At 45.3% G+C, this 22,753-nt stretch carries 29 protein-coding genes; all 29 read right to left on the bottom strand.

Annotated elements, in window-relative coordinates:
* Positions 1-2 precede the first annotated feature (2 nt).
* The 29 genes from Q8P28_01615 to Q8P28_01475 all read right to left on the bottom strand — a co-directional run bounded on the left by Q8P28_01615 (position 3) and on the right by Q8P28_01475 (position 22,674).
* Positions 3-1,115 (bottom strand): inorganic phosphate transporter, encoded by a 1,113-nt coding sequence (locus Q8P28_01615; protein ID MDP2681492.1) that lies wholly within the window; start codon positions 1,113-1,115, stop codon positions 3-5.
* 60 nt (positions 1,116-1,175) lie between these two features.
* On the bottom strand, positions 1,176-2,258 hold the full coding sequence (locus Q8P28_01610; GenBank protein ID MDP2681491.1) for an alkene reductase: 1,083 nt from the start codon (positions 2,256-2,258) through the stop codon (positions 1,176-1,178).
* An 85-nt stretch (positions 2,259-2,343) separates the two neighbouring features.
* A complete protein-coding gene (locus tag Q8P28_01605; protein MDP2681490.1) occupies positions 2,344-3,054 on the bottom strand; it encodes a DUF3047 domain-containing protein in 711 nt (236 codons plus the stop codon).
* A gap of 23 nt (positions 3,055-3,077) precedes the next feature.
* Entirely contained in the window at positions 3,078-5,492 is a 2,415-nt protein-coding gene (locus Q8P28_01600; GenBank protein ID MDP2681489.1) for a glucan 1,4-alpha-glucosidase, read from the bottom strand.
* A 27-nt stretch (positions 5,493-5,519) separates the two neighbouring features.
* Positions 5,520-6,050, bottom strand: coding sequence for a hypothetical protein (locus tag Q8P28_01595; GenBank protein ID MDP2681488.1), 531 nt, complete (start codon positions 6,048-6,050; stop codon positions 5,520-5,522).
* On the bottom strand, positions 6,043-6,312 hold the full coding sequence (locus Q8P28_01590) for a GDCCVxC domain-containing (seleno)protein (GenBank protein ID MDP2681487.1): 270 nt from the start codon (positions 6,310-6,312) through the stop codon (positions 6,043-6,045). Before Q8P28_01590 ends, Q8P28_01595 begins: the two co-directional genes overlap by 8 nt.
* On the bottom strand, positions 6,297-6,980 hold the full coding sequence (locus Q8P28_01585; GenBank protein MDP2681486.1) for a Crp/Fnr family transcriptional regulator: 684 nt from the start codon (positions 6,978-6,980) through the stop codon (positions 6,297-6,299). The genes Q8P28_01590 and Q8P28_01585 overlap by 16 nt, the downstream gene beginning before the upstream one ends.
* Before the next feature lie 51 nt (positions 6,981-7,031).
* The gene (locus tag Q8P28_01580; protein MDP2681485.1) at positions 7,032-7,562 is read right to left on the bottom strand and encodes a peroxidase-related enzyme; all 531 of its coding nucleotides are present in this window, start codon (positions 7,560-7,562) and stop codon (positions 7,032-7,034) included.
* Between the two features lie 130 nt (positions 7,563-7,692).
* Complete coding sequence (locus tag Q8P28_01575) at positions 7,693-8,409, bottom strand: TVP38/TMEM64 family protein (GenBank protein MDP2681484.1); 717 nt, start codon at positions 8,407-8,409, stop codon at positions 7,693-7,695.
* 14 nt (positions 8,410-8,423) lie between these two features.
* Positions 8,424-9,179, bottom strand: coding sequence for a 6-phosphogluconolactonase (pgl, locus tag Q8P28_01570; protein MDP2681483.1), 756 nt, complete (start codon positions 9,177-9,179; stop codon positions 8,424-8,426).
* Positions 9,164-10,621, bottom strand: coding sequence for a glucose-6-phosphate dehydrogenase (gene zwf / locus Q8P28_01565; protein ID MDP2681482.1), 1,458 nt, complete (start codon positions 10,619-10,621; stop codon positions 9,164-9,166). The genes pgl and zwf overlap by 16 nt, the downstream gene beginning before the upstream one ends.
* A 2-nt stretch (positions 10,622-10,623) precedes the next feature.
* Entirely contained in the window at positions 10,624-11,532 is a 909-nt protein-coding gene (gene gnd / locus Q8P28_01560; protein MDP2681481.1) for a decarboxylating 6-phosphogluconate dehydrogenase, read from the bottom strand.
* A gap of 11 nt (positions 11,533-11,543) precedes the next feature.
* On the bottom strand, positions 11,544-13,544 hold the full coding sequence (tkt, locus tag Q8P28_01555) for a transketolase (GenBank protein MDP2681480.1): 2,001 nt from the start codon (positions 13,542-13,544) through the stop codon (positions 11,544-11,546).
* A gap of 6 nt (positions 13,545-13,550) precedes the next feature.
* Positions 13,551-14,234 carry a ribosome biogenesis GTP-binding protein YihA/YsxC gene (gene yihA, locus Q8P28_01550; protein MDP2681479.1) on the bottom strand — a complete coding sequence of 228 codons (684 nt, stop codon included), beginning with the start codon at positions 14,232-14,234 and terminating at the stop codon, positions 13,551-13,553.
* A 318-nt stretch (positions 14,235-14,552) separates the two neighbouring features.
* Positions 14,553-14,855 (bottom strand): hypothetical protein, encoded by a 303-nt coding sequence (locus Q8P28_01545; protein ID MDP2681478.1) that lies wholly within the window; start codon positions 14,853-14,855, stop codon positions 14,553-14,555.
* Between the two features lie 85 nt (positions 14,856-14,940).
* Complete coding sequence (locus Q8P28_01540; protein ID MDP2681477.1) at positions 14,941-15,063, bottom strand: hypothetical protein; 123 nt, start codon at positions 15,061-15,063, stop codon at positions 14,941-14,943.
* 85 nt (positions 15,064-15,148) lie between these two features.
* Positions 15,149-15,763, bottom strand: coding sequence for a cytochrome C peroxidase (locus Q8P28_01535; protein ID MDP2681476.1), 615 nt, complete (start codon positions 15,761-15,763; stop codon positions 15,149-15,151).
* Positions 15,764-15,820: 57 nt separating this feature from the next.
* Positions 15,821-15,970, bottom strand: coding sequence for an SEC-C metal-binding domain-containing protein (locus Q8P28_01530; GenBank protein ID MDP2681475.1), 150 nt, complete (start codon positions 15,968-15,970; stop codon positions 15,821-15,823).
* 5 nt (positions 15,971-15,975) lie between these two features.
* The gene (locus Q8P28_01525; protein ID MDP2681474.1) at positions 15,976-16,740 is read right to left on the bottom strand and encodes a TVP38/TMEM64 family protein; all 765 of its coding nucleotides are present in this window, start codon (positions 16,738-16,740) and stop codon (positions 15,976-15,978) included.
* 166 nt (positions 16,741-16,906) lie between these two features.
* Complete coding sequence (locus tag Q8P28_01520) at positions 16,907-17,578, bottom strand: Crp/Fnr family transcriptional regulator (GenBank protein MDP2681473.1); 672 nt, start codon at positions 17,576-17,578, stop codon at positions 16,907-16,909.
* Between the two features lie 147 nt (positions 17,579-17,725).
* Positions 17,726-18,718 carry an NHL repeat-containing protein gene (locus tag Q8P28_01515; protein ID MDP2681472.1) on the bottom strand — a complete coding sequence of 331 codons (993 nt, stop codon included), beginning with the start codon at positions 18,716-18,718 and terminating at the stop codon, positions 17,726-17,728.
* A gap of 12 nt (positions 18,719-18,730) precedes the next feature.
* A complete protein-coding gene (locus Q8P28_01510; protein MDP2681471.1) occupies positions 18,731-19,615 on the bottom strand; it encodes a transporter in 885 nt (294 codons plus the stop codon).
* A gap of 5 nt (positions 19,616-19,620) precedes the next feature.
* Positions 19,621-20,013, bottom strand: coding sequence for a heavy-metal-associated domain-containing protein (locus Q8P28_01505; GenBank protein MDP2681470.1), 393 nt, complete (start codon positions 20,011-20,013; stop codon positions 19,621-19,623).
* A 307-nt stretch (positions 20,014-20,320) separates the two neighbouring features.
* Positions 20,321-20,782 (bottom strand): hypothetical protein, encoded by a 462-nt coding sequence (locus Q8P28_01500; GenBank protein ID MDP2681469.1) that lies wholly within the window; start codon positions 20,780-20,782, stop codon positions 20,321-20,323.
* 11 nt (positions 20,783-20,793) lie between these two features.
* A complete protein-coding gene (locus Q8P28_01495; protein MDP2681468.1) occupies positions 20,794-21,087 on the bottom strand; it encodes a heavy metal-associated domain-containing protein in 294 nt (97 codons plus the stop codon).
* A 22-nt stretch (positions 21,088-21,109) separates the two neighbouring features.
* The gene (locus Q8P28_01490; GenBank protein ID MDP2681467.1) at positions 21,110-21,442 is read right to left on the bottom strand and encodes a mercuric transporter MerT family protein; all 333 of its coding nucleotides are present in this window, start codon (positions 21,440-21,442) and stop codon (positions 21,110-21,112) included.
* 61 nt (positions 21,443-21,503) lie between these two features.
* Positions 21,504-21,752: a thioredoxin family protein gene (locus tag Q8P28_01485; GenBank protein MDP2681466.1), complete on the bottom strand. Its 249-nt coding sequence runs from the start codon at positions 21,750-21,752 to the stop codon at positions 21,504-21,506.
* 36 nt (positions 21,753-21,788) lie between these two features.
* A complete protein-coding gene (locus tag Q8P28_01480; protein ID MDP2681465.1) occupies positions 21,789-22,220 on the bottom strand; it encodes a heavy metal-responsive transcriptional regulator in 432 nt (143 codons plus the stop codon).
* Between the two features lie 217 nt (positions 22,221-22,437).
* Complete coding sequence (locus Q8P28_01475) at positions 22,438-22,674, bottom strand: SHOCT domain-containing protein (protein MDP2681464.1); 237 nt, start codon at positions 22,672-22,674, stop codon at positions 22,438-22,440.
* Positions 22,675-22,753: the final 79 nt, after the last annotated feature.

Genomic DNA, 22,753 nt, shown 5'->3' with positions numbered 1-22,753 from the left:
GATTATTTTAATGCCAAATAAATACCCGCACTGAGAATAGCTGATACCGGTAAGGTTAATATCCATGCCAGCAAAATATCTGAAATGATCTTTATGTTCACCTTTTTATTAATGAGACCAATGCCGGAGATAGAACCAACCGAGACATGGGTAGTGGATACCGGCAGACCGGCTCTGCTCGCAAAAAACACAAGTATGGCGGTGGTAAGGTTTGCAACAAATCCCTGTCCCGGGTTCAATGGGACAATCTTTTTGCTCATCGTCTGCGCCACCTTATGGGCATTAAGAATCCCACCCATAGCCATCCCTGCGGCAATCGCCATGATCCCATATTTGATATCAAATACTGAAGCCGTCATAAGCAAGGCCACAATCTTTGGGGTATCATTTAATCCCCTTGCGAAACTCACACTTCCGGCGCTAAAGATATGGAGCAGGTCTATCAGTTTCTGATATTCGATCCCTATAAATTTACCTGTGTATCTCTCCTTACATTCGTCTACTGTGCCGATAGAGGCATCTATCCCCTTTATACCTTCAAGGCACGCGAGAGAATTTGGTTGAAGGATGGGGATCAGTTGCTCCGTCTCTCCTACGCAAACACACCACTCCTTGCATACGTCGGCCTGTATTCGCAGATAATGTAATCCTGCATAAAGCAGGGCAGAGAGAGAAACAGAGATTAACGGGCTTAATAAAAGAGGGAGAAGGAAGGAGTTAATCAGGGTATTGAGATTTATCTGTGTGCCGATAGCCATAAAACCGGCGCCAATCAAGGCTCCGGTTAAACTATGCGTGGTAGAGACAGGGAAACCGGTCAGGGTGGCAAGCATTATTGTTAATCCTGCGCCTATGGCCACAGTTGATAAGAATTCAGGAGAGGCCGCAATACTATCCGGAACAAGCCCTTTTCCTGAGAAAATTTTAATAAGAGAGAAGGATATGTAAACAGAACAAAGAGCACCGGCAAGGGTGGTTATGGTGGCCAAATATAAAGAGTCCCTATAATTTATGGTCTTACTTCCGAAGAGTGTGGCCACACCTTTAAAATTATCATTTGCCCCGTTAAAATAGGCCAGGAATAAAGTGGCCAGAAAAAGAAGTGCTATACCCATAATCGTCAGTTACTCCCTCTGCCTTCAGATAAACTATTTCCCTTTCTCCTCATGGCGCTCTTATTTAAGAATCGGATAATCTATATATCCTCTTTCTCCTCCTCCATAGAAGGTATCTGGATCAGGAATGTTCAGCGGAGCGCCGATATTCAGACGATGCGGGAGATCAGGATTTGCCAGAAAAGGAACTCCGAAAGAGACCATGTCCGCCACTCCATCTTTGATTGTAGCATCTGCCCGTTCACGGTTATAACCTCCGTTTACAATAATAGCTTTGTCAAAGAGTGGCCGAAATTGTTTGGTTTCAACAGAATTTCCCTCATGCCGTTTATCCGCCTCAGAGGTTTCTATAATATGGATATAGACAATCCCCAATTGTTTGAGCTCTTTTACCGCATAGCTAAAGGTCTTAAGAGAATTGGAGTCTTTCATATCATTAAATGTTCCGCCTGGGGATAAACGCACGCCAACACGGTTACTACCCCAAATATCAATCACGGCCTTTGTAACTTCCAGAAGAAATCGGGCGCGGTTTTCTATGGAACCGCCGTATATATCAGTTCTTATATTAGTTCCATCACGAAGGAATTGATCAATTAAATAACCGTTGGCCCCGTGCAGTTCCACTCCATCAAATCCTGATCTTAAGGCATTTTTTGCCCCATGAATGTATTGTTCTATAATCCGGGGGATTTCATTTGTTTCAAGCGGACGGGGGATTTCATAGGGCTTCATCCCTTCCGGGGTATAAACCTGACCCTGCGGCGCAATTGCCGATGGAGCCACAGGCCTCATCCCTTTTGGAAGCAGAAGCGGATGGGAAATACGTCCCACATGCCAAAGCTGCAGAAAGATCCGCCCTCCTGATTCATGAACCGCCTTTGTTACCTGTTTCCAGCCTTCTACTTGTTCATCTGAATGGATTCCCGGGGTATTGGGATAACCTACTCCTTCAGGAGTTACCTGTGTTGCTTCGGTGATAATTAGTCCGGCAGATGCGCGTTGTTTATAATATTGAGCCATTAGTGCGGTCGGCACATTTTCGTTCCCGGCGCGGTTACGGGTCATAGGCGCCATGACTATCCGATTGGGAAGTTGATAAGGACCAATTTGAATTTTAGTAAATAAATTTGAAATTGACATACCCCTCCTGTAATTAAGGTTTTAGGTAAAATTTAACCAGATTATCAACATAATGTCTTTTTATGGTTAGGTCAAAATATTTCCATCACTTATATACCTCAATATAATCCATATAAGAAATCCCCTTCTCCCCTGTATTGTCAGAATCATTCATGATAGCAATGGTGGCAACAGAAGGAGGATCTTCACCAAAGGCGGCTTTATAGTCATCTATGATATTTACCTCCTCTGTCTTCCATTTGCCGACATTTGTACTCCCTTGCTCTAAGAGGATCATCTTTGCCCTGTCTGTATATTTGCTGGTAAACATCCTCTCCGGATATTCCTTGCTTGACCAGATATAACTGATAGCGCTGTATGGGGGATAGTCCCCGTATAATAATTTTGCCGCATTATATTTTAACTTTTCCGAAAAGGTTGCCTTTTCCGGATTATATTTAAAGGCGACATAAACCCTGATCGGATAGTCATCCCCTTCCTTTGTTTTCACATCCCCCTTTTTATATATATTCTCTACCCGCCAGCGCCACTTAACCTTAGGGAATTCATAAACATTAAACTCCTTCTTGTATATTATTCCGGAGGCAGAGGCATCGCTCTCCGCCTTGAGATATCTCTCTTCCCCATTGGATTCTATGGTATAAATGGTATGTCTTTTTATCTTAGGGAAATTGAGCGGATTCCAATTCGAGAGGTCATTGAATTCCTCCCTTAAAAAAACCTTATCCCCGGCATAACTGATTAACGGGAAGAAGATGATTATAAACAACAATAAGAATATTTGTAATTTATTCATCATCACCTCCTTTTTATTCCAGACTATTCCACAACTAAAATATAGTCCTTACCCTCCCATTTATCCGTCACAGGATAGTAGAAGGTAAATATACAGGTGTCTCCCTGTTGAAATGTCCCGGCAGGTATATCAATATAAAAGAGCCCGAGCCCGGTTATCTCAAAGGTATCGTCCCTTACGGTTTTCCAGTTATCCTTACTCCAGTGAAGTAGGGCTATCTCAGAAGTAACAATTCGCAAGGTGTTTGATGCCTGTATCCGTTTTATAGGTTTATTTATCTTCCATGCGATAATATTGCTCTTTGTCTTTTTAACCACATATCTCTGGTATATCTCATCAACAATGTCGCAGCCTCTGCACTCTTTTTTGCTGACCAAGAGTTTTATATACTCGGCATGCGCCCATACAAGAGGTGTGGCCGAGCCGGTGCCTCTATTTTTGAAAAGTCCTTTTTCCGGTATATCCTCTGCATCCCACACCTGCTCTGGAATCATTCCACCATCATTGGCAAAGCCCTGCATTGCCTTCAAGTAAGGGTCAATAGAACTACCGGCAAGAAATTCATACATTCCCCTTTCGCCAGTAAGCAGGGGCCATGCCCTTCCGATGCCTGAGCCGTCAAAAGGCGAGCCGTCTTCCTTTTCTCCATAACCATCATTATTATATCTGTGCCAGACAGCGCCGAATGGCGTATCCATCTTGAGTAGTTTATCAATAACAGGAAGGGTCTTAAGAATATGCGGGTCTTTCGGGTCTCTTATGCCGTATCTCACCAATTCTAAAAAACCGCCGTCCACAACAGAACATTGCGAATGTTCTCTTATAGATTCGGATGGCAGGTTTTTTATCGGAAGGAATATCTGACACGCTGTTCCTCCCATATCAAGCGATTCAGGGGCAACAGAGGCAATCCTCTGGTAATGCTCAGGATGCTCAGAAAGGAGACAACCGCAATCAGTGAATGTCCAGTCTTCAATATGTGTCTGCCAATAATCTGCGATATCAAAGAGATATTTTGATTCTCTATCCTCTCCCATTTTTTTGGCCAGCTGAGCCGCGCAAATCAGGGCAACGATTTCAATGGCCAGAGTAGATGGAGAAAAGCCTGAATTCTCTTCCCACCGCTCCTGCTCTGTAATAGGGCCTTCCTTTACCAGATATGACGCAGCCTTTTTAATCATGGGATAAAAATTTTCTTTCAGCATACCCATAGCCCCAAGCCTCCATGCCAGAAGTATGGGAAATGCCACTTCGTCCAATTGCACGCCGTTCCAGTATGGCCTGCCGTCAAGCCACATGTTCTGCGGCCATGAGCCATCAGATTTCTGAGTTCGTTCAAGGAATTTAAGTATCGCGAGAGGTGTATCCATGTCTCCCATTGCCATAAAGCTAAAGGCTGCCTTTACCATGTCTCTTGGCCATACAAGATGATAACCGCCAGTCTCTGTATCTGATTTGCTTTCACCCCATGGTATGGACAACGAGGCGATAACCCCGCCTTTGTAGGTCTTATCTTCATGGGCCTTTACTACCATCGTGCTTATCCAATAAAGCCTGCCGTTGTCAAAACCCTCTTCACTAAAATCTTTCAGTTTGGATAAATAATTATGCCATTCTTTTATATACCCTGCTTCTATGGCATCATAACCCCTTTCCAAAGTTTTGTTAGCTTCCTGCACTGCCTCCACATCATCTCTTCCGAAGGAGAGGACTGCGGTAAATTCCTTTGCGTCAATCTCCGCAATCATGGCAATATTTCCATCCTCAATCCGGTGAAAAAACCAGTCCATTTTTAGATTATTTTTCAAATCATGCCAGCCGTCCGAATAACCGGAATAACCGCATGACATATTTTTAAAAGGTATGTTGGCGGTAAGGGCAATGGCGATATCTTCCCGCCAGGCAATGAGATAATCCTTGCCAGCATAGCTGATACATCTGCCGGAGTTTCCGTAACCTTTGTTTTTTATATGCGGGGCAAGATAGATAAAAAGACGGTAATCATCTGGATTTCCCTTTAAGGCCTGAAATGAAGTCTTAATCACCAATGATTGCCCATAAGTATCTGTTACAATATGCTTAACAATCTTGTATCTTCCATTTTTGGCAGTATTGATTATCCTATAAGCAAGGGACTTTGGGGCAATATACTCTATGCTTGATATTGTGTCTTTCCTCTCCTCATCAACGAACGTCTTGCCGTCGGTTACCAAAATCTGAAGGTCTTTTATATTGGCTGTATCTACTGTGGGATAAAAGACCTCTGTGATAATCCCGTTTGCTATAGTAAACCACACCTTTGAAATATCATTGCAGGCTGTTCCCACACCCTGCTTTGAAGCAGAAGACCAGTTCGATGGAAGTCCGGGCTTTCCAAAAGGTTTTTCCGCCGGAAACAGCCCGCTGCTATTCAAATTTAGACCCTTGACTAAACCCATAAAATGCTCCTTTTTGTTTATTCCGGCTTAATAAGCCAGATAATAATCCGCCTTTGTCCGGAGTTCAATGATCTTTTTCATGCTAATAGGTTTAAAGAATTTTGCCGAGATCTTTTCCATGTCATTCTCATCCCTGGCAATACCAGCAGTAATCATCATCTCACTATTGATATAAAAGACGGCGCCTTTATTGTGGAGCATAGTTAAATATTCACCGTAAACCTGAGGCACCTTTTGTATCGGGATATTGAATTGATGCGCCAGTACCTGCCGCATACCCTCAGGCAGTTTATAGTTTTCCAAAGAGTCCTTCCCAAAGAACCCTCTTTTATAAGTATTTACTGCACTGGCATCAATAAGCACATCTACACTGAATCCGGATTCCATGGCTGCCCATATCTCGTTATACGCCACACATATCTGGGCATCGTCTTGCTTAAGGCCTGTCTTAAGGTGGAAGAGGATTGTCTTCTTCCCTTCGGCAAACAGGCTGCTCCCCAAAAATGTGATCAATACAATCATGACAATAACCATTAATATCTTTATCTTTCTAAACATCTTTACCTCCCTTTAATTCTTTATTCTCATTTTGTTTTGACGGACACTTAACACTTCCATAAGAACAAAAGACACAACAGTCTCCATGTTTTGCCTTTATGCGTGTTTTACAATTTGTACATTCGTAGAAATACTGGCAAGAATCTTCCGGCATCACCTCTTCCTTTTTAAATCCGCATTCAGGGCATTGAATTATAGATTTTGATATCATTTTATTTTTTCCATCAATCGGACTCGCTCTTTCTCTCACCTTCCAGCCCATTCTTTTAATATCTTCTCATCAATTATGGTGATATATTTTTCACTTATCTTTATCAAGTTATCATTCTTAAAGTCATTTAAAATAATAGTAACGGTTTCGCGTGTGGCTCCAACCATATCAGCCAATTCCTGATGAGTAATCTTGAAATTAATCTGAATCCCTTCACTGGTATCTTTTCCAAACTGTTCAGCCAGTTTCAAAAGGATACCTGCAATTCTGCCAGGGATATTACGGAAAACCAAATCTTCTATTCTATCCTCTGCCTCTTTTAGCCTATGGTTTATTAATTCGATCAATCTCAATGCAATCTCCGGCATCTCCTTAACTGCATTATGAAAATCATCCTGATGGATTACACAGATATAGGAATCCTCTAAAGTCTCGGCGTAGGCCCCGGAGGTTCCTCCTCTTACTGCTGACATCCTTCCAAAAATATCTCCTTCTCTCAGAATAGATAAGGTAATCATTTTACCATCTGCTGAGACCTTAAAAATCCTTGCCCTCCCTTTTTTAAGAATAAACATCCGATCATCTTTGTCCTGAGCGGAATAGATAAATTCATTCTTAGGGATATGCCTTTCTTTTGCAATATCGTTGATTTTATCTAATTTATCTTTATCCATACCGCTAAATATATCGCATTGTTTTAGGTACCAGAGTTTATTCATGATAATAATACTACACCTTATTATTGAATTTTTCTGTATGCTATATTACATTTAGAAATCAATACCGATCTGTAGAGAATCGAGGAACTTGTTGAACCCGGTAAATAATTCCATGACCCCAAGTGCCTCAATGATTTCGCTGTCCGAAGCGCCTGATTGTCGGAGCGAATTAAATTCGGCATCGGAAATCTTCAGAGGTTCGAGATTCGCTTTCCGGACAAAACCGATAATCGCTTTTTCTTTTTCACTGAAGTCTGAACGTCTGACATCATCCTCAATTATTTTGATTTCTTCATCTGAAACCCCAATGGATTTTAACGCAGCAGTATGAGCGGCTATGCAATACTTGCAGTTATTGTCCTTGGAAACCAGAACCGCAATGGTCTGTTTTACCTTATTGCTCAGGTCTCCCTGCATCATTACTTCTTTTACCTTGTTCCAATTCGCTTTTAAAAGGGGCAGAAAATGGGCATAGGTTTTAAACAAGTTGGGGATCATTCCAAAATTTTTCTCGATCTCTTCCAATATTTCTTTTACCTCTCCTGCTGCTACATTTTTATTTAAAGATTTGATTCTATCCATAGCAATTTACCTCCTTCTTAATTTATATAAATCATTTTATAGAGATCTATAAAATTTTTCTGTATGCTATATTACAAAATATAGTCTGGTAAAATTATTTTTGTTGCAGAAGTTTCCACAACAGCTCATATCATTCTACCTTGCTTATTTTTTGCGATAAAGCGCGTTTAGCAATGCGTGTGACATATACCGTGACGATTAATGTGGCCAAAAGGCCGATTCCGTAAAGCGCCCACTCGCCGGTAGACCGCTGCCGTCCGTTGGCGGCTCCGCCCAGGGATACAAGACTTCCGGCCAGTGAACCAATGTAGACATACATAACTGTCCCCGGAAGCATACCAATCCACGAGGCCAGAACATAATCCTTTAACTTTACAGGGGTCAGTCCCAATGCGTAATTCATAAGACTGAATGGAAATACCGGAGACAGGCGTGTCAACAGGACGATTTTCCAGCCTTCTGCCGAAATCGCCTCATCAATTGCCCGGAAAAAAGGCCTCTTTTCAATCTGACGCACAACCCAACCCCGCGCGATATAACGGCCGGTGAGAAATGCTATGGTTGCGCCCAGAGTTGATGCAATGGAGACAATTATGGAGCCCTTGACTACACCAAAAACAACACCTGCCCCAAGCGTCAGAACTGACCCGGGAAGTAAAAATACACATGCCGCAATGTATATGAGAATGTAAGCGCCAACACCGATCCATCCCAGGTTTTCTATCCATGCCAACACATCACGCAATCTGGAAGAGAGGTCAGAATACCTGAAAGCCGCAAACAGCCCTATGATAAGGACTGCAACTATGAGCGCCTTGAGCCATGTCAGCAAAGGGGGTTTCTTCATATTGATCCGGTTCATTAATTTTTATGTGAGGTGTAAGCCTTGTTATCCAGAAACCAAATAATGCGTCCCTTCGGCTGCACCATCGCTGCCGGATAAAGCCTTCCGGTAGTTTTTCTATCCTCAAGAATGGAGCGAATAACCTTGCCTTTTTCACTCCCCGCCGCAATAAAGAAGACATTGTCCGCGCTGTTTATTACAGGAAGGGTAAGGGTTATCCTATTTCTTGGAGGATAATTGGCTGGGGCAATAACAGGCATAACCAATCTATGCATCTCTCTTATAGCAGAATCTCCAGGAAAAAGTGAGGCTGTATGCCCATCCTCTCCCACGCCAAGCAGTATTAAGTCAAGGCAAGGGAAAGAAGATTCCCTTAAAAAAAAACCCTTAAGCATCTGCTCATACGCCTCTGCAACCCTTTCTATTGGTTTCAATTCAATAGGAACAGGATGGACATTTTGAGTTGGTATGTTTATATGAGATATAAGCGTTTTAGAGGCCATTGCAAAATTGCTGTCTGCATGGCCCGCAGGAACATATCTCTCGTCCCCCCAGAAAATATGGACTTTGTCCCATGGAATCCGGCTGCTGTACTTGCCGGCTATGAGTTGGTAGAGGGCTACAGGGGTGCGGCCGCCGGACAGTGCGATAGTAAATCTGCCTTTCTCTGCCGCAACAGTACATATCAGATAAACCATCTCCCTGGCTGCTTCATGGCTCAACAATTCTATATCTGGATATATACGGACTTCTTGACTTACAGCGTTGTCCATATCTTAACTGTGCCTTTAAAAAGGTGATTTGCTTCTGCAGGCCCCCATGTGCCGGCAGCATACGGGTAAACCAGCGGCCGCTTTTCCAGTAAAGGGGTATAGTGACGCCAGGCATTTTCAGTTTCATCAGCATGGATAAAGAGGGTCTGGTCCCCCTCCATGATATCTAACAAAAGGGTCTCATACGCATCAGGGAGATGGCCATAAACCTCATCATAACGGAAGTGGAGATTATGGGTTTTAATGGTAAAAGGTTCACCCGGAGATTTTGCCTCAAAATAAAGGTCAAAGCCTTCGTCAGGCTGAAGTGTAATGACCAGCCTGTTGGAGCATATATTACATGATTGAAACGGCTGAAATATCGATATCGGCGGATAGCGAAAGGTAACCACAATGGCGCTGGTCTTTTTTGCAAGACACTTGCCTGTCCGAAGGTAAAAAGGCACACCCTGCCATCTCCAATTTGCAATCTCAACGCGGATGGCAGCGTAAGTTTCAGTTGTAGAAAGCGGTGATACCGATGCCTCATCTTTGTAGCCGCGCGCCTCACTGCCATTTATCTGCCCCCTCGTATATTGGCCGAAAACAGCATCCTCTGGCCGGATAGGGGCAAGGGAGCGAAGCACCTTTATCTTTTCACCGCGGATAGCGTCTGCATCAAAGGCAGGAGGCGCCTCCATCGCTATGAGAGTTAGAAGCTGTGTAAGATGGTTTTGCACCATATCCCGTAAAGCGCCGGCCTGTTCATAATAACTGGCACGTTTCCCTATTCCGAGTTCTTCAGCAACGGTTATCTCTACCTGTTCTATCCTGTCGCGGTTCCAGAGGGACTCAAAAATGGTATTGGAGAAGCGGAAGGCAAGAAGGTTCTGCACCGTCTCTTTGCCGAGATAGTGATCAATGCGGTAGATCTGAGACTCATCGAAGTAATCATGCGCTAACCGATTCAATGCCTGCGCAGATGCAAGGTCGCGGCCAAAGGGTTTCTCTATGACCACCCGTGTCCAGCCATGACTGGTATTAAGCCCTGCCTCGCCAAGTCCTTTGATGATTGGAGGAAAGGCATCGGGCGGGAGGGCAAGATAGAATATGCGGTTTTCCGGAAGCATGTGTTCCTTTTCCAATTCTGCAATGCGGGCTGCCAACCTTCTGTAATCTTCAGCATCTCCGGACCCGATAGATTGATAATAAACACAGCTATTGCACCACTCTATATCTAATTTATCTTTTAAAGCAGACCCTGTAAAAATCTCGCGAATATGAGACCTAAATGATATATCATCCAAATCAGATGTCCTGGCAACACCGAGGATTAAGCATTTTTCTTTTAGCAGGCCTCTGGCGGCAAGACTTAAGATGGAGGGGGCAAGTTTTCGGCGCATCAAATCGCTTGTTGCGCCAAAAATAATAAAGATATGCGGTTCTATATCTGTTTTAGACATAGCTATTCTTCCTTCTTTATTCCATGTCCGCCAAATTTATCCCTCATGACAGCAATGAGCTTGTCTGAAAAAGACTCCAGATCACGGGAGCGGAGCCGTTGGAGAAGCGACAAGGTAATCACCGGCGCAGGGACATTCAGGTCAATTGCCTCGGATACTGTCCATCTCCCTTCACCCGAGTCTGCCACATAGGGTTTTATTGCCTTGAAATCAGGGTCTTGAGAAAGGGCGTCGGCAGTCAGGTCAAGGAGCCACGAACGGACCACACTCCCGTGCCTCCAGATTTCAGCAATCTGGTGGAGGTCCATGTTAAATCCCTCCTTATGCCTCATCAGGGAAAACCCTTCTGCATACGCCTGCATCATGCCATACTCTATACCATTGTGAACCATCTTCACGAAGTGGCCTGCGCCGCCCGGCCCCACATGCCCCCACCCCTTATCTTCAGCAGGGGCGAGTGTCTTGATAAGTGGTATAAGCCTGTCAACTGCCGGTTTCTCTCCACCGACCATGATGCTGTAACCTTCTTTTAAACCCCATATACCGCCGCTTACACCTGCATCAACATAGTGAATCCCTTTCTCTTTCAGCATCAATCCCCTTCTGATAGAATCTTTATAATATGAATTACCGCCATCTACAATCAGGTCGTTTTTTGCGACACAGGAGAGCAGTCCTTTAATTGTCTCTTCCACTGCCTCGCCTGCCGGAACCATGAGCCATATGACCCTTGGTGGTTTAAGCAATTTGGTTATTTCCTCAAGAGAGGATGCGCCTGCGCCGCCTTTTTTTACGATATATTCCACCTTATCGCGTGTGCGGGCATACCCCACAACCCGGTGACCGCCTTTGAGGAGCCTCTCCGCCATATTGGCGCCCATCCGTCCTAATCCTATCATACCAAGTTCCATACGACCTCCTTTTATTCCCTTCTTCGCACCAAGGCCATAGCCCGTTTAACTACATTCTCCACATTAAATCCAAGCATCTCCATAACAGTATTACCCGGCGCAGATGCGCCAAAACGGTTAAGCCCGATCACATCCCCTGTATCACCCACATACTCCCGCCAACCCTTTGGGCTGCCGGCCTCTACAGATAGTTTCACTATATTAGGCGGGAGGATATGCCTTTTGTATTCTGCAGGCTGTTCGTCAAAAAGCTCCAGCGACGGCATGGATACGATGCGAGCCTTTATACCTTGATTTGTCAATTGCCCATGCGCAGCCAAAATAAGATGAACCTCAGAGCCAGTGGCAATCAACACGATATCGGGATGAGCATTATCAGCATCTGTTAGAATATATCCACCTCTTGAAACACCCTCGGCAATTGGATATTTTTGCGGATCCAATATTGGCAGCTTCTGTCTTGTCAACACCAGAACCGCAGGCCCCTTCCGCTCAACCGCTAATTTCCATGCCGCAACAGTCTCATTTGCATCTGCAGGACGGAATACGGTAAGGCCCGGTATAGTTCTCAGCCCAATCAATTGTTCTATAGGTTGATGCGTTGGGCCATCCTCCCCAAGTCCAATACTGTCGTGGGTAAAAACGAAAATAGAATGGGCCTTCATAAGGGCTGCCATACGGATAGCCGGCCGCATGTAGTCAGAAAAGACAAGAAAGGTAGAGCCGTAAGGTATAACACCGCCATGGATGGACATGCCGTTAATGATACTTCCCATAGCATTTTCACGAACACCGAAATGTATATTGCGGCCTGATTGGTTTCCAGAACTAAAGTCACCGCCGCCATTAAGGGTAGTCATGGTTGACGGTGAGAGATCCGCGGAACCACCCATAAAATTAGGCAGAACGCCTGCAAGAGCATTCATTACCTTGCCTGATACGCTTCTGGTGGCAATACTCCCCTCTTCAGGCTTAAACATAGATAACAGATGGTCCCAATCTTTTGGGAGTTTGCCCCCGGCAGCCTGTTCAAATTTGACAGCCAAATCAGGATATGCCTTCTTATAATTTTCAAAAAGGGTGTTCCAATCCATTTCCAATTTTGCCCCACTTTTCTGAGCTTGCCTAAAATGAGTTAATGCCTCTTCTGGAATGTAAAAAAGAGGCTCCAGCGGCCAGCCAAGTTTCTCCTTTGTTTTTCTGGCCGCCTCACTCCCAAGCGGCTCGCCATGCACAGAGGCAGTATCCTGTTTTGGACTGCCATAGCCGATATGGGTTTTTATGATAATAAGCGAAGGTTTATTCTTTTCAGCCATGGCAGCCTTTATAGCGTCTTCAATTGTTTTAATGTCATTACCGTCAGTTACAGAGACTACCTGCCACCCATAAGAAGTAAAACGACCATGAACATCTTCGGTAAAGGTGCAATCCGTGTTTCCTTCAATGGAAATATCGTTATCATCATACAAATATATCAACTTGCCGAGTCCCATTGCGCCTGCAAAAGATGCCGCCTCAGACGATACCCCCTCCATCAGATCGCCGTCAGATACAATCGCATAAGTATAGTGGTCTGCAACGGTAAAATCAGGGCGATTAAAAACATTGGCAAGAAATCTCTCGGCTATAGCCATTCCCACGCCCATTGCAAAACCCTGCCCCAACGGGCCAGTTGTAGCCTCAACCCCCGGTGTATGTCTGTATTCAGGATGACCCGGGGTTTTACTTCCCCACTGCCGGAAATGTTTCAAATCATCAAGAGACAGATCATAACCTGTCATGTGGAGAAGCGCGTATAACAGGGCGGAACCATGTCCGGCAGAAAGTATGAACCGATCGCGGTTAAACCACGCAGGGTTTTTAGGGTTGTGCCGAAGAAAGCGGTCCCACACAGTATATGCCATTGGCGCTGCGCCAAGGGGCATGCCGGGATGCCCTGATTTCGCCTGCTCTACAGCATCTACTGCAAGAAATCGCAGGGTATTTATACAGAGTTTGTCAATGATGTTCATAAAAAATTATATCTCCTTTTTCGGTTCTGAATATGTGTCCCCAATTAACTCCACTTTTTTACCTCTTTTTACTTCTTCAATTGTTTTATCAAGATTCCATTCATTGTTGATTTTTTTAATCAGAGATAGTATTTCACTGCGGCCTGTAGCAGTTTTAGAAGACGACATAAAGTGTGTTGGCAACTCCTCCCGCATTTCTATAAGCTCTCTTTTAAATGATTTAATATGTCTTTCAATTTTCAGTTTTGATATTTTATCAGTTTTGGTAGAAATAAGAACAAAAGGAACTCCCAGAAACTTTAAATTACTTATAAATTCCATGTCAATTTTCTGAGGTTCAATGCGTGAGTCAACTAACACAAAAAGGCATGCAAGGTTTTCTCTTTTACTAAGGTAGTCATCAATAAATTTACTCCATTTTGCAATTTCTACTTTTGAAGCTGATGCATATCCATATCCCGGCAAATCAACCAGATACCAGCTTTTGTTTATAAGAAAGTGATTAATTAGTCTGGTTTTCCCTGGTTTTGCTGAGGTTTTAGCAAGACCGGTTCTATTAACCAACATGTTTATTAAAGATGATTTGCCAACATTTGACCTGCCAATAAAAGCGAATTCAGGTGCAGTTATTTTAGGGCAAAGCTCAATAGAAGAACTACTTTTAATAAATTCGGCAGATTTTATAATCATAATTATAATTTGATTTTCTTTAAAATAATCTAATGGATTTATAACCTTCATTTCAATAGTCAATCTTTTAGCCTTCTTTACCATCGGGGGACACAGGTTACATGTCATCCCTTTCACTTCAAGGGTAACAGATTTTACCTCCCCTGCTATTGCAGGGCTTGAAGATATAAAGACCAGTAATAGAAGAATAGCAACCAACCTTGTAATAAAATTCCTCCTTTTTTTTATGTTTTATAGCAGTAACCTTAGGATGGATGGCATAATCTTCCAGCGGGGTATGACTACCCCGCTGGGGATTGTTCTCTTGCGCTATTCTCCTTATTTGCCAGACGCCTCTGCATGCTTTAGCGCCTCTTTTGCATGGTCAAGCGCCTCTTGAACATGGGCGTCGCCGCCTGCATTAGCAGATTCTTCCAGATGCTTGATGGCCTCCTGCAAATATTTTACGCCCGCCTTAGCGTGTTTTGCCGCGCCTTTTGCGCAAGGATTCTTCGCCATACACGGATTTTTAGCTGCACAGGGATTTTTCTCCTCGGCCTGAACATTGCTAAAACCGCCGGACATAAATAGTGGCAATGTCACCAAAGCAACAGCAATTGCTTTTTTAAAGTTCCGATACATAGTTTTCACCTCCTTTTTTTATGTATTTGCAGACACCTGGTTTGCTTAACTCATGGGATATGAAGACGTTTATGGCCCAACCGACTTAAGCAAACTTTACCAATAAAACTACCAGCGCGATGATACCCACCAAACCCAGCATGACCTTCTCATGGCCGCACATACCCTGTTTTTCCTTACACCCTTGCATGGGACACATAAGAGACATGGTCTTCACCTCCTTCTTTGCAATTCATGTCAGAAAATGCAAATGCATTTTCTGGGTTAATGGAAGTCTGTGGCTAAAAAAGAGCCTACTCCTTCCCGCATGGGTTTTTCATCATACACGGATTCTTTATACCACAGGGGTTTTTCATCATGCAAGGATTCTTTGCAGCGCACGGATTTGCAGGCGTCCCTCCCTCCCCTTCCTCCTTTGCATTGGCCTGGATATAGGCTGCCAGGGCAGTCATCTTTATCGAGTTCCATGATAGCGGCTTGCCCTTCATGGGGTTTTCCATGCAGAAATTTATCATTTGGTCTAAGGTTAAAATATCATCAGGCATCTTCAGATATTTTGGAAACGGGGCTTTCTTCAGACCCTTGCCACCGGGATGGCATAAAGCGCAGGCCGCACCGGATGTCCCGAGCTTTGTGTCATTCCATAGTTTCTCGCCCAGCTTCATGAGTTTGTCCTTATCGGTAATAGTTATTTTCCTGATAGGTTTTGAACTTTTTGCCATATCTTTCTTCGCCGCGCATGGATTAGCCGCGTATGGATTCTTGGCGCATGGGTTTTTCATGGCGCAAGGATTTTTTGCACAGGGGTTCTTTTCACCTGCCTGAGCATCCCCTCTAAAACCTCCCATCATAATCAATGGCAATGCCAGTAATGCTATTATAACCATCTTCTTCCAATTTTGACACATAGTCCATCCTCCTTTGTTTTAGTGTTTGGTTTATTATAGCAGAAAATGTTATTGACATCATTTTGCAGCCTTAAAACAACACTCCCCTGCCTTTTTACCGGAACCGCAAGAACACGGCTCATTTCTGCCGCAACATTCTCCATATTTTTTGCCAGAACCGCATGAACATTGGGCAAAAAGCTTTTCTTTTTGAGTTTTATCCGCCATAATATTCACCTCCTTTCTTTGACGTCTTTTAGCATATCTGAAAGTGTCCCTGTTTGCTTTTCTTGATCGGCTTCTGGATGGCGGAACAGCTTGCTCACCCCGAATAGGTCATGCTTCTCAAGCCAGTAAGGGATGGCAAAAAACAGCGCCACCATGACTACCCCCAGGGGAATTGCCATCCACAGTTTGATGGTCACGTACTTGCCTAACAATGTGTAGGCCAACGTGAGCGGGATCATGCCCAAGAAATTCGCCAGAAAAAAGGACCGGGCAGAAACTTTCGTGAGCCCGGCTCCATAACTTATCAGGTCAAAAGAAATTACCGGCACCAGTCGGGATATAAGAATCAGGCGGGCCACGAGTTTGTCCGAACAGATCGTGCAAAAATTGATATGCCCCTTGAGAAAACGTTCAATAAATTTTCGCCCAAGATAACGGGCCAGAAAAAAATTAATCATGGCTCCACAAGAAGCGCCAAACACAGCATACAGCGTCCCCAGAAACGGGCCGAATAATGCCCCCGCGGCTATATCCAGGGGAAGCGTCGGTAACGGGCTTGCAACCGTTAAAGCCATTACTGCAATGAAGAGCAGCGGTGCCATCTTCCCAGCGGCGGTTAGCCACCTCTGTATGCTCCCCTCTGGCTCGAGGAATGCCACGAGAGAGTCTGGTAGCAGGGCAAAACTGGTAAGAATTATGATGATAAGGATTGAGGCACCTATAATATACCTTGCCTTTCTCTTCGTTATTTTCGACTTATCTTGATTCACAATAATCTCCTCAACATACTTCCAAAATCCATGAAACCAGCATTCACTTAGGATACCTTCCTTTCCTAAGTGTTGCACTTCCTTATTGAACCGGGGTTCTTCATTGTTGAACTATACCAGAGGAATCAGGGTAAAAATGTAATGAAACTTACAAATTCAGAAAAATTTATGATAGATGCTTTTGAGGCAGGATAAAATATTTACCATCCATGAGGATGCTGCCGCTTCTTTTGAGGTTGTTTAATTCGAGCGTGACCGTCTCTCTTGTGGCGCCGACGAGGCTGGCTATCTCATTGTGCGATAATCTAAGTTTTATCTTTATTCCATCATTAACAGTCATACCGTATTTTTTAGCCAGGTCATTGAAGAGGGCGATAAGTCTCGTCCGCACATCATTAAAGATCATATTCTCAAAACGGTTCTCTACCCTCCTCAACCGAAGGCCCATCCATTTTATTATGCTAAGAGAAAGACCCGGCATTTGACCGAGCAGGTCTTCAAAATCTCCCCGTTGCATAGCGCATATAAAGGAATCTTCCATTGCCACTGCATCGGTTTCCCGTTCTTTTTCTCCGGCCATAGCCAGTTCGCCGAATATGTCTCCCTGTTCAAGGATGTCGATTATAAGCTCTCTTCCATCCGGAGAGTATCGGATTATTTTGACCCTGCCTTCCTTCACTACATAGACGGTCTTGGCTTTATCCCCTGCGTTGTAGACAAAATCATTTTTCTTAACATTCATCTCCGTTAATTTGGATGCTATTTCGCCCCTGTTTTTTCCCGAGAGTCCGGAGAAGAGTTTATTTGCGTTTATGTACCAGAGTTTGGTTTTGTTCATACGGCATCCCTGATGAAAATCTCATGCAAAGTCTAACAAGGTTTTGCGCAGGATGCTACTATTTTTTGCCGGCGCTTGGCAAAAGGGAGACCGGCCTTCTGGTTCAACTTTAAGGTTAGAGCCTGGAGATGACTCCAAGTCAAGCGCCTACCGCTCATAACTCATTCCCTGCCGCCATTTTCCCACGCGGTTGTTGCCGAAATCGACGGCGAATACCGTTCCGTCATCGGCCGCCGCCACAGCGATGGCATGATTAAACTGGCCTGGGCCGCTTCCCTTCGTGCCGAAGCGGGTCAGGAACGTGCCATCGGCGGCGAATTTCTGAATCCGATGGTTGTAAAAGTCAGCGACGAACACATCGCCTTTCCTGTCGACCGTCACATTGGTCACCGTCGCAAACCAGCCGTTGAACGGGCCGAAGATGTTCATGGCGAACGGGCCGCCCCATTTGCGCAGGAAAGTCTCGTCGGAACCGAAGACCTGTATCCGGTCGTTGTAGCCATCGGCCACGTAAAGGATGCCGTCGGGACCCAAGGCCGCGTCCGTGGGATAGTTGAACTCCTCCGCCCAGATGCCGATTTTACCGGTCGTGCCCCACTGGCGCACAAAGCGGCCGTTCGCCTTGAGGTGCTGGATACGCTGATTGTAGAAATCGGCGATAAACAGATCGCCGTTCGGCGCCACGGCCACCCCACCCGGCGCATTGAATTCGCCTGGGCCGCTTCCCGGCTTGCCGATGGTCCGCTTCGGGGTGCCGTCGAGCGCGAACATCTGGATGCGGTCGTTGAAGTACTCGGCAACGTAGAGCTCGCCCTCGTGAACCGTGAGATTCATCGGCCGGCCCAACCGGCCAGGGCCATCGCCTGGCGAACCGAACTGGCGCTTGAAGTGGCCGTCGAGATCGAAGACCTGGATGCGGCCGTTGCGGGAATCGGCGACAAACACCTCGTCGCCGGCCACGGCGATTCCGGTCGGGTCGTTGAACTGTCCCGGGGCATCCCCTTTTTCACCCCACGCGGTGACGAACCGGTAGGACGGCTCCTTAGCCGAAGGCACGAAAGCCAGCCGGCCGGCCACCATGAAGACCGCCGCTACGATGATGATAGTGCGGCCTACCTTGATAGCGGTGGTGAGTTTCATGTCTCATTCTCCTTAGAAGTTGATGCGGAACCCGGTGGTAAAGACATAATCGTTCTTGAGCGCCGTGCCATTGAGGTTCTGGATGACGGGAATCTGAACGCCGGCCTCGACAATCCATTTGCGGGTGACATATTGCAGCCCAGGCGCGATAAACAGCGTGGCGCCTCCCGAGTTCGGGTCAGCCAAGCCACCGCTCCGGTCCTTGGCCGCATGAACGAGGTTGGCTTCTATGACGCCGTAGAGAAAACCAGGAAGGCCTGCACCCAAACTGCGCGGCCACAGGCGGTACTGGAGCGAAGCATCGAGTTCGGTCACATTGCCGAATTGAAAACCGTTGGCTTCGCGATTGGCCTTGTAGCTCACTTGGCCGTCGATCTCGAAATCCAGCGTTTGGTAAGTGCCGACCACACCGCCGAGTATATCCCATGAACCTGAACCAAGCTGAACCTGCGGCGGCAGACGCCCCAAACCGTCCCGGGCGTTGTCGCTGCCAGTCGGGGCTTTCACCCCAAGAAACGGCGCCACACGCAATGTCTGTCCCTGAGCATTGCGCTCGAACAGCGTGTAGCGCCCCATTAAAGTGATATCGCCCATGCCCTGTTTACGACGGGTGATATCCTGCCCGCCCATGGTCATATCCAGGCGTTTATCGAAGTAGGGCAGCACACCAAACAACGCGAGATCACGGGTTACGCCATAACCCAGCACCGACATAACGCCTGACACTTCCATGTCGCGGTTCGCGGACGTGGGATCGTCGGCGTTCTTCATGAATAAAAACTGCTCGCGCAGAACCCAGCCGTCCTCGTAGACCGGAAGGGCGGTATTGAAGGTGCTCGGCGCACTCCAGGCGGCTGCGCTCCATAGGCACAAGGCGGCCACCCCCGTCCTCAACACCGTCTTCAATTTGCCTGTCCTCCCGGTGTGCTTTGTGGAGCGGCTTGGGTCTGTTCGAAGCTGCGCAGATTAAAGCCGGCTTCTTTCACCGCCTTTTTGGCCGTTGCTTCATCGAGCGTAACCCCACCCTTCATGGTGACGATCACGACACCGTCTTTGATGTGCGTTTCAACGCTCTGGACGCCTTCAAGCGCGCCCAGCTTCTTCTCGATGCCATAGGCACAGAACGGGCAAGCGAGTCCGTCTACCCGCAGTCGGTAGCTGGCTGGAGCGGCCAATACACTGGTCGCAACCAAGATGAGGCTGAGTGCGATGGCTATACTTGGATCAATAAACTTTAATGCCTCTAACGCTACTTTTGCTTTGAAATTTTTGTCATAACTCTTGTTAGGTATCATGAGTTTTCCTGTCCCTTTTTTTATTTTTCCAGCTCTTAAGCTTGGACAATTTTACCAGTATTTTTCTGTCCATTTTTATCTATACTCTGTTAGATTTTTTCTTTTGTCAAATTATACCTTAACAGATTGTAATTGCCATATACTCCTTTTAACTCACTTCTTTATAGTAAGCTTTTTTTGTTTTATTTGACATCCAACTGTCATGGGCCTTTTAACGCCTTGCCCAGGGCGAGATACTACAACCCTCTGAACAGTGGGCCACAGCCCTTAACATCCATCTCTTCAACATTTGTAATCACCTCCTCCTTTAATGTCCTTTTTCAGCCTTTTTTATCTCGGCAAGACAGCAACTACCCTTTGGGTTACGCACATCGCAGGCGCAATTACCCTCCTTTATCTCTTTTGCAATCCATGTGGAATAGGACGACTTGCCTGTCTCTCTAATCTCCTTTAATATCATCTCCTCTGTAACACCAAAACAGTAACACACCTGAATGGGAGAGGTTGTCTCTTTGACACCTATTATGCCCCGGAGTTGGTCTTTTGTATATCGGATAGAGCCATCCTCTGAAAAGTAGACTACAGAACAGTCCCTTGTCTTGCAGAAATAAAAGAGGACTTTAGGGATGGTGGGCACAAGTTCTGCTATGAGCCAGTGTTTGAGGGTTCTGGTTTTAATAGACTGTCCGGTATTACCACAACCTGAACATTTAACCAAATCGGTTTGTATCTTTTGGGGAGGACAACATTCCATAGATAATCCTTTCAATTTGCAACCGCCTATTTCTTTTCCTTTGATAAAGATGCTTTAAAACCTGCTTTATCTATAGTCTTGATTAGTTCCTCTGGTTTTACTACCCCATCCTCGTATTCCACATGGGCCTCTTTTTTTTCAAGACTTACATCAACCTTCTTAACCCCCTTCACATCTGTTAGCGCCTTCTTTACCATCGGGGGACACAGTTTGCATGTCATCCCTTTCACTTCAAGGGTAACAGATTTTACCTCCCCTGCTATTGCAGGGTTTGAAGATATAAAGACCAGACAGATAAGGATAGCGGCTAACCTTGTCATAAAAAAATCCTCCTTTTTTTATCTAAACCAGCAGCCATGCTGCAACATACGGGAAACTAATCCCGAATACTGCGAAACCCACAAGAACCCAGAAGAGGACCCTGTTTATCCTTATTGCCCTTGGGTTGCATACCTCGTCATCTTTGCACCTTGAACCCTTGCCATAGACATAATGGTAGGAGATACCAACAAGGACAAATGTCAAAATCAGAAGATATGGTCTAAAGACCTCAAGCCTTGTAAGAAACCCCAAGGCTGTTATCCCAAAGGCAAGGAAAAGGGCTGGACCGATACAGCAACTCGCGGCAATAAGCGCGGTAAACATACCTGCAATAGATGCACGTCTTTCCTTCATAGATTTCACCTCCCAAAGATATTAAGGGCAAATGGGAATTTTGCCCCATTTGCCCTTAATACTAATACCTTGCCAGGATTGTCCTTGCCTGCTCCTTTGTGGGTCTGCCCTCAAAAACTATAACACCATCAACCGCTATGGTAGGGACTGTCTTTACACCATACCTTACAGCCTCATCACAGCATACATCTCCTCTGCATCTCCTCTCAATAACCTCGCAGCCGCAGGACTTGGTAACATCCCTTACCATCTTGAGGGTTTCATTGCAGATTGGACATCCGGCACTGAAGACCTCTATCTTTCTTGCCATCTTACTCACCCCCTTTCTTCACAATAAACCATCGCTTCATACCTGCCACCCGTCTTCATCAATTGCCTTTAGTATTGGACATGGGTCTGTATCTTTTCTGCTCATGCAGCTCTTTATCAGTCTCTTTAAAATCGTTCGCATAGACTCAAGCCCATCTATCTTTTTATTAACATCCATCAGCCTTTCTTCTGCCTTCTTTCTTATATCTCCGCACTTCGCAGTGGGGCTAACACTGAGATTAAGAAGTTCTTTAATCTCTTCCAGGGTAAAACCTAATTCCCTTGCATGACGGATGAAAAGTAACCGCTTCAATGACAACTTGTCGTATAAACGGTATCCGGATTGCCTGTAGGATTCCTTTCTGCCCGCAGGCATTAATAACCCCAGCCTTTCATAATAGCGAATAGTCTGCACATTAACATTAACTGCCTTTGCCAGTTTACCTATTGTGTTGAGGTTTTTATTCATTTGATTTAAGTTTACACCCTATACTATGGTATAAAGTCAAGTATTTTTTTGTGGTATTTTTTAGTGGTGGGTATCAGCAGAAAAAAAGATTTGGATTGCTAATCTTTCTTTAATCCAAATCCCCTTCCATAATGCGTATATGACTGGGTAACAACCAACATAACTATCAACACGACGGCCGTTATCTCAACTCGTTTTTCTGCATAACAGGACCCCTCTATAAAATATCCCGTTTCTTCTCTTCAAACTCTTCTTTTGAGATTTCCCCACGGGTATACCGTTTCTTTAAGATTTCCAAGGCAGACTCCTCGGCCTTGCCGGTTCCACCTCCTGCGGCTCTCTGTATAACCCATATCGTCAGGAGGATAATCCCCGCAATCAAGACAATCCAAAAGATCATTCCAAAAAGCGACCAGAACCCCATGCCTCCGCCCATCACGCTACCGTCCATCATGGTATAACCTCCTTTCTTTTTTTGCTCACATACGATTTGTATTACCTTCCAAACATTCTAATCTCCCTTCCTCCCATTT

It is taken from the genome of Deltaproteobacteria bacterium (assembly GCA_030690165.1).
Classification (GTDB): domain Bacteria; phylum Desulfobacterota; class GWC2-55-46; order UBA9637; family UBA9637; genus JACRNJ01.
Note: the sequence above shows the minus strand (reverse complement) of the source record. Positions and strands in the feature narration are given on the sequence as shown.